This is a genomic window from Thermogutta sp., assembly GCF_014359955.1.
Lineage (GTDB): Bacteria > Planctomycetota > Planctomycetia > Pirellulales > Thermoguttaceae > Thermogutta.
In genome coordinates this window covers 1-6,221 of record NZ_JACIYL010000208.1, presented here as the reverse complement: position 1 = coordinate 6,221, position 6,221 = coordinate 1, and the positions used below count along the sequence as shown (strand labels likewise).

The following is a 6,221-nucleotide window of genomic DNA, read 5'->3' as shown; positions in this document are numbered from 1 at the left end:
AGTCCCATTTGACCTCGCCTTCTCCAATGACTGCCCCCTGCGGTCCACCGTGCTCCTTCAGGTGAATGGTCTTTGCCCGGCCGGGAAACTTCTCCAGAATCGCGTAGGGATCCCCACCGCCGCCCAGGCAGTTACCAATGTCCATTTGCATGACGACCTCGGGGACGGTATGGCTGAAGAAGATCTCCCACGCCGTTTCGCCATTCAGCTTCTTGAAGTCGCCCCCGTGTGCGTGATACCCCACAAGCATCCCTTTTTCCTTCACCTTCTCTGCCAGTTCATTGAATCGCTTGGCAAACTCGATCGTTTTTTCTTTGCTGGCGGCAAACTCAGCCGGGTTCAGCCACGGGCAAATGAGATATTTGTTTCCGATCGTTTGATTGAATTCGATGGTGGCTTCCAGCTTATCGGGCTGAAGTGTGTCCCAGCCCGTGTGCGTTCCGCAACATTTCAGGCCGTTCTCATCGAGCCATTTGCGAATCGTCTTCGCGTCGTGCCCGTAGTAGCCTGCAAATTCCACGCCTTCGTAGCCCATCTCTTTGATGGCCTTGAGCACTCCCGGCAAATCCTTGGCGGCATCCTGGCGTACGGAATAGAGCTGAACCCCGACCGGGATTTTCTTGCGCTCCAGTCCCGCAAAGGACGCTTTCTTCACCGCCGCGATTAGGGCGGCTGCAGCACCCAGTTTAAGGCATTCGCGACGTGTCAGATCCATAGCTGTCTCCTCCTCGCGATTGATCCCAGAAGTGCCATCTCGTGGGTAACAAGTCCAAACGCCCATCATGATAATCTCTTGCTGATCCCCTTGGCAAAGGGGTCCCTGGGCCCGGTGACTTTCTTTCGGCAATCGTCTCCATTACAATGCCGTCGCGTACTGCACCAACCCGTGCACCACACTTTGTTCATGGGAGACGATGCCATGGCCCCGTCGCACCCCACCCGTGTATCCCGCCGAAGTTTCCTGGCCACAGGTTCTGGCGCAGCCGTCGCCATGTACGTTTCAGCGAAAACGTTGGGACTCGAACCGGGTCAACCCTCCGCAAACAACAGGCTCCATGTGGCGGCGGTCGGTGTCGGCGGAATGGGACGACACGACATTGCCCAGGCTGCCAAAACGGAAAACGTGGTGGCCATCTGTGATGTGGATCGCCGCTTTGCCGAGCAGGTCGCCGCTCAGTATCCTGGCGCCAAAATCTATGTGGACTTCCGCAAGATGCTGGAAGAACAACAGGACATCGACGCCGTCATGGTGGCGACTCCCGACCACAATCATGCCGTGGTGACCGCCATGGCACTCAAGCTGGGCAAGCACGTGTTCTGCCAGAAACCGTTAACCCACAGCGTGGGTGAAGCCGTCGCCATCAAAGAACTGGCTGCTCAGGCCAAGACGGCCACGCAGATGGGAAACCAGGGTCAGGCCTCCGAGGGAGCCCGCCGCATCTGTGAGTACATCTGGTCGGGAGCGATCGGAAAGGTCCGGGAAATCCATTCCTGGTCCAATCGCCGTCCCGATATTTCCCCGCGAGGCATTCCCCGGCCCAAAGAAACGCCCCCTGTCCCCGATTACCTGAACTGGGACCTCTGGCTCGGACCGGCACCGGAGCGTCCTTACCACCCGTGCTACCATCCCTTCGTCTGGCGGGGTTGGTGGGACTTCGGCACCGGGGTGCTGGGGGATATTGGATGTCACAATCTTTCCGCCGCATTTAAAGCCTTGAAACTCAAATGGCCGGTCTCCGTGGAAGCCTGTTCCACGCACTGGAGCGCTCCGCCGGAAATCACCCGGGAAACAGCCCCCATCGCCTCAATCGTGACTTATGTATTCCCCCCAGAGGGAGATCGCCCGGAAATCGTGTTGCGGTGGTATGATGGCGGGATGATGCCACCGATTCCCAAGGCGCTGGGCGATCGCAACATCTTCGACGGCGACGGCACACTCATCGTCGGTGACGAGGGAATGTTGTGGGGCGACCGCCTCCTGCCGGAGTCGCGGGCGAAGGAAGTGGGAGATCCCCCCAAGATGCTTCCCCGCTCACCCGGCCACTATGAGGAATGGATCCTGGCCTGCAAAGGCGGCCCAGCGCCGGGAAGTAATTTCGTCGATCATGCAGCCCATCTCGCAGCCGTCGTGCTCATGGGAAACATCGCCATCCGTACCCAGAAGAAACTTTTCTGGGATGCGGAAAAACTGCGGTTCACCAATTCTGAGGAAGCCAATGCCCTCCTGAATCCACCCTATCGCAAAGGCTGGAGTTTGTAGCCTATAATCATCTTTCGACTGCCCGCCTTTACTTGCGGCGGCGCACTGTGCGTCTGCCGTGAGAGTGCCGTGTCGGATCAAAACACCATCAATTCAGGTTCCGCACCGAAGAAGAGGTCCCACCATGAGGCGAAAAGTTTCGTTCGGCTGCTTCCTGGTCCTGCTGCTTGGAGCGCTGTGTTTCCAGGCAACATTCTCCCGGGGAGAAGAAACACGGGATTCAGACAAGCTGTTCCCGTTTGTCCTGAGCTATGAACCGACGGACAGCATCACGAACCTCTCAGAATGGCTTGACCGTCCTGCCGGAAAACACGGGTTTATCCGGGCGGAAAATGGGCACTTCGTGACAGATGCCGGGCGAATCCGGCTGTGGGCCACCAATCTCTGTTTTGAAGCCTGCTTCCCAACCAAGGAAGAGGCAGAACGCCTTGCCAGGCGTCTCGCCAGCCTGGGAATCAATTGCGTGCGAATGCATCACATGGACAATCGCCACATCTGGGGTAAAAGCCCCAACAAACTGACGATCGACCCCGAGATGCTGGATAAGCTCGACTACCTCATCTATCAGTTGAAACTGCACGGGATCTATACCAACATCAATCTGCACGTGTCTCGTCAGTTCGGCCCGGCCGAAGGCTTTCCCGCGGTGCAGGGCCTGCCCAACTACGACAAGGGAATCGACAACTTTGAACCCCGGATGATCGAGTACCAGAAAAAATACGCCCGCGATCTACTCACGCACATCAATCCCTACACCGGCACAGCCTACATCAACGAGCCGGCCATCGCGATGGTCGAAATCAACAACGAGAATGCAGCGTTTGACGAATACCGCAAGGGAGCGTTCGATCATCTGCCCGAACCGTACGCCAGCCAGCTCCGGAAGCTGTGGAACGCCTGGCTGAAAAAGAAATACGGCAGTGACGACGCGCTTCGCAAGGCATGGAATGCCCAGCGACAGCCACTGGGCGAGGAAATCCTGAAAAATCGCGACTTTTCCGGCCAGTGGGAAAAGGTATGGAACCTCCAGCGTGACAATCTCTCGGAGGTCATCGCGGAGGTCATCCCGAACGGTTTCCAGGGCAAACCCGTCCTGCGTTTACGCGTCGTCCGCAATGGCCAGCAATCCTGGATTCCCCAATTGAGCCAGGGTGGTTTTCCCGTCCAGAAGGGTCAGGTGTACACCCTGCGATTCTGGCTGAAAGCGGACAAACCCGGCCGGACCGACGTGAACTGCATGATGAACCACGATCCCTGGGAACGTCTCGGTCTTTCCGCGGATGTTCAGACCTCGGCAGAGTGGAAAGAATACCGCCTCAGCTTTGTGGCGGATCGCGATGATCCAAACGCCAGGATCACGTTCAGTCAACTCCGTCCCGGCACGTACGAACTGGCCGACGTGTCACTCCGGCCGGGTGGGGTCATCGGCCTGGAAGAGGGGCAATCCCTCGCCAACGACACAGTCCCCATCGTGCCTGCGCGGGGACCGCAGATGACAGCCGCCGCCCGGGCCGACTTCGCAGACTTTCTGTGGGACCTGGAACGCGATTACTGGTGGGAGATGTATCGCTTCCTCAAGGAGGACCTCAAGCTGAAGCCGCTGGTCGCGGGAACGCAACTTTCCTACAGTCCAGTTCACATTCAAGCCGGGCTGGATTACATCGATGCGCATGCATACTGGCAGCATCCTGTATTTCCGGGCAGGCCGTGGGATCCCGAAAACTGGTACGTGCGCAATCTGCCCCTGGTGAATCAGCCGGGAGGCACACTGTCCGGCCTCGCCAATCGGCGTGTCGAAGGACTGCCATTCACCGTGAGTGAGTACAACCACCCGGCCCCCAATGAATATGCAGCGGAAGGATTCCCCATGATCGCGGCTTTTGGGGCCTTTCAGGATTGGGATGGAATCTTCAGCTTCACGTACAGCCACAGTCGAGATTACGAACCGCGAAAAATCACGGGTTTCTTTGACATCAAAAGCGAGGTCACCAAGCTCGTTCACATGCCCGCCTGCGTCGCCATGTTCTATCGGGGCGATGTGCAACCCGCCAGAACGGCCGTGGTCGTGGGCATGACCCGTGAAAAGGAGCAATCCCTCCTCCGCGAAACGCTCAATCCCTGGACGCTCACCGCGGACCGTCTGGGTATTCCCGCCAACCTGAGCCTGCTCCACCGGGTGGCGATGGCACTGAAAGAACCCAGCAATAGCGTCCCACCACCCACCCTCGCCGCGGACCAGAAGGTTTTCCTGTCCGATACGCAGCAAATCTGCTGGGATGTCTCTCAGCCCGGCGCGGGGGTGTTTCTGGTCAATTCGCCCAGAACGAAACTCGTGACCGGTTTTCCTGCCGGAAGAACTTTCAATCTGGATGGCGTTCAGGTTCAGATTGGGAAAACGGAACTGGGTTGGGCAACCGTCTCGCTTACGGTGATCAAAGGGGACGGATTTGATCGGCCCGGTCGAATCCTGCTTGCGGCCACGGGCAAGGTCCAGAACACAGGCTGGGACTTCCGTAAAGAGGGCGACCGGGTCACCGTGGGACGCCGCTGGGGCGACGAGCCGATCCTTTGCGAAGGAGTGCCGGCTCGAATCGTGCTGCCGGTTTCGTCCAGCCGCGTGAAAGTCTATGCCCTCGACGAAGCGGGACGCCGCAGGGACGCGGTGACGGTCTCCGGTGGCGATCAGGCCGCTCTCGAAATAGGCCCCCAATACAGGACCCTGTGGTACGAAATTGAAATCCAATGAGACAACCCGCTCAACCATGCGCCATGCGTCGGCCCTGTGGGCGGAGCGCAATCCTGTTGGGCGCATTGTCGCGGGATTAAGCATTCCCGCCCGACAGCCTAGCGTTTTTCCCCCAATTCCATATGCCACCCGAGCGTGAGGAGTAAAACGATGAACACGCGCCGTGATTTTCTCCGCCACATGGGAGCTTTGGGCACGTTAGCCATGGGCGGGCACAGCCTGGCGGCCCTTTATGGAGCAGAATCCCCTGCCGCTTCCAACCGCGAGACTCCCAGGCACGTCCTGGCCTTCTACTACCCGTGGTACGGTAATCCCGCAGCTACCGGAGGAAGTGGACGATGGAGTCACTGGCGGGATATTGACGAGAACGCCAAAACGATCGGCTCGAGCACCCATTACCCGGAACTTGGCCCGTATGATTCCCACGACCCAAAAGTCATCCGCCAGCACTGCCAATGGGCGAAGGAGGCGGGATTGACGGGTTGGATTGCCAGTTGGTGGGGACATGGCTCCTTCGAGGATCAGGCCTTGCCGCGGATCCTGGATATTTCCGGTGAACACGGCCTGGCGGTGACCATCTACTACGAAACGATCCCCGGCCAGCCAAAAACACCGAAAAATGCAGCCAACGATATCGTCCGCCTGCTGGAGAAATACGCGGCCCATCCGGCCTGGCTGCAGGTCCAGGGAAAACCGGTCGTTTTCATCTACGGCCGAGCGGTCGGCGAAATCGGCGTGGCGGCCTGGGCAGAGGTCATCCAGATGGTCAATAAGTCGTTCAGCCGAGGTGCCATTTTCCAGGGCGACCAGTTCTCCCCCAAGGCCGCTGAGGTCTTCGACGGCCTTCACACCTACAACACGGCCGGACACCTCCGCGGCAAGTCTCTCGAACAGGTGAAGGCTTGGTGTGCAGAAACGTTCCCACAGTGGGTCAAGCTCGCCCGGGATGCCGGCCGGATCAGTTCCCTTACAGTCATCCCGGGATACGACGACACCAAGATCCGCAAGCCCGGCCTGAAGGTGGAACGTTACAACGGACAGAGCTACATCGTGCAGTGGGAGGCCGCGATCGCTGCCAATCCCGATTGGGTCCTCATCACTTCCTGGAACGAGTGGCACGAGGGTAGCGAGATCGAGCCGTCAGTGGAAGACGGTCGGAAATACCTCGAATTGACCCGGCAGATGACGGCACGATTCATCAAACGCGTCTGACCC

At 58.7% G+C, this 6,221-nt stretch carries 4 protein-coding genes; 3 read left to right on the top strand and 1 reads right to left on the bottom strand.

What is annotated here, in order from left to right; translation table 11 throughout:
* Positions 1 to 715 (bottom strand): TIM barrel protein (locus H5U08_RS08290; protein ID WP_297032073.1); only part of this gene is annotated, 715 nt, incomplete at its 3' end.
* A 204-nt stretch (positions 716 to 919) separates the two neighbouring features.
* On the opposite strand from H5U08_RS08290, the gene H5U08_RS08285 reads away from it, so the two are divergent.
* The 3 genes from H5U08_RS08285 (at position 920) to H5U08_RS08275 (ending at position 6,218) form a co-directional block, all read left to right on the top strand.
* Positions 920 to 2,260, top strand: coding sequence for a Gfo/Idh/MocA family oxidoreductase (locus H5U08_RS08285; RefSeq protein ID WP_297032071.1), 1,341 nt, complete (start codon positions 920 to 922; stop codon positions 2,258 to 2,260).
* A gap of 124 nt (positions 2,261 to 2,384) precedes the next feature.
* A complete protein-coding gene (locus tag H5U08_RS08280; protein WP_297032069.1) occupies positions 2,385 to 5,006 on the top strand; it encodes a carbohydrate binding domain-containing protein in 2,622 nt (873 codons plus the stop codon).
* A gap of 150 nt (positions 5,007 to 5,156) precedes the next feature.
* Complete coding sequence (locus H5U08_RS08275; protein ID WP_297032067.1) at positions 5,157 to 6,218, top strand: glycoside hydrolase family 99-like domain-containing protein; 1,062 nt, start codon at positions 5,157 to 5,159, stop codon at positions 6,216 to 6,218.
* Positions 6,219 to 6,221: the final 3 nt, after the last annotated feature.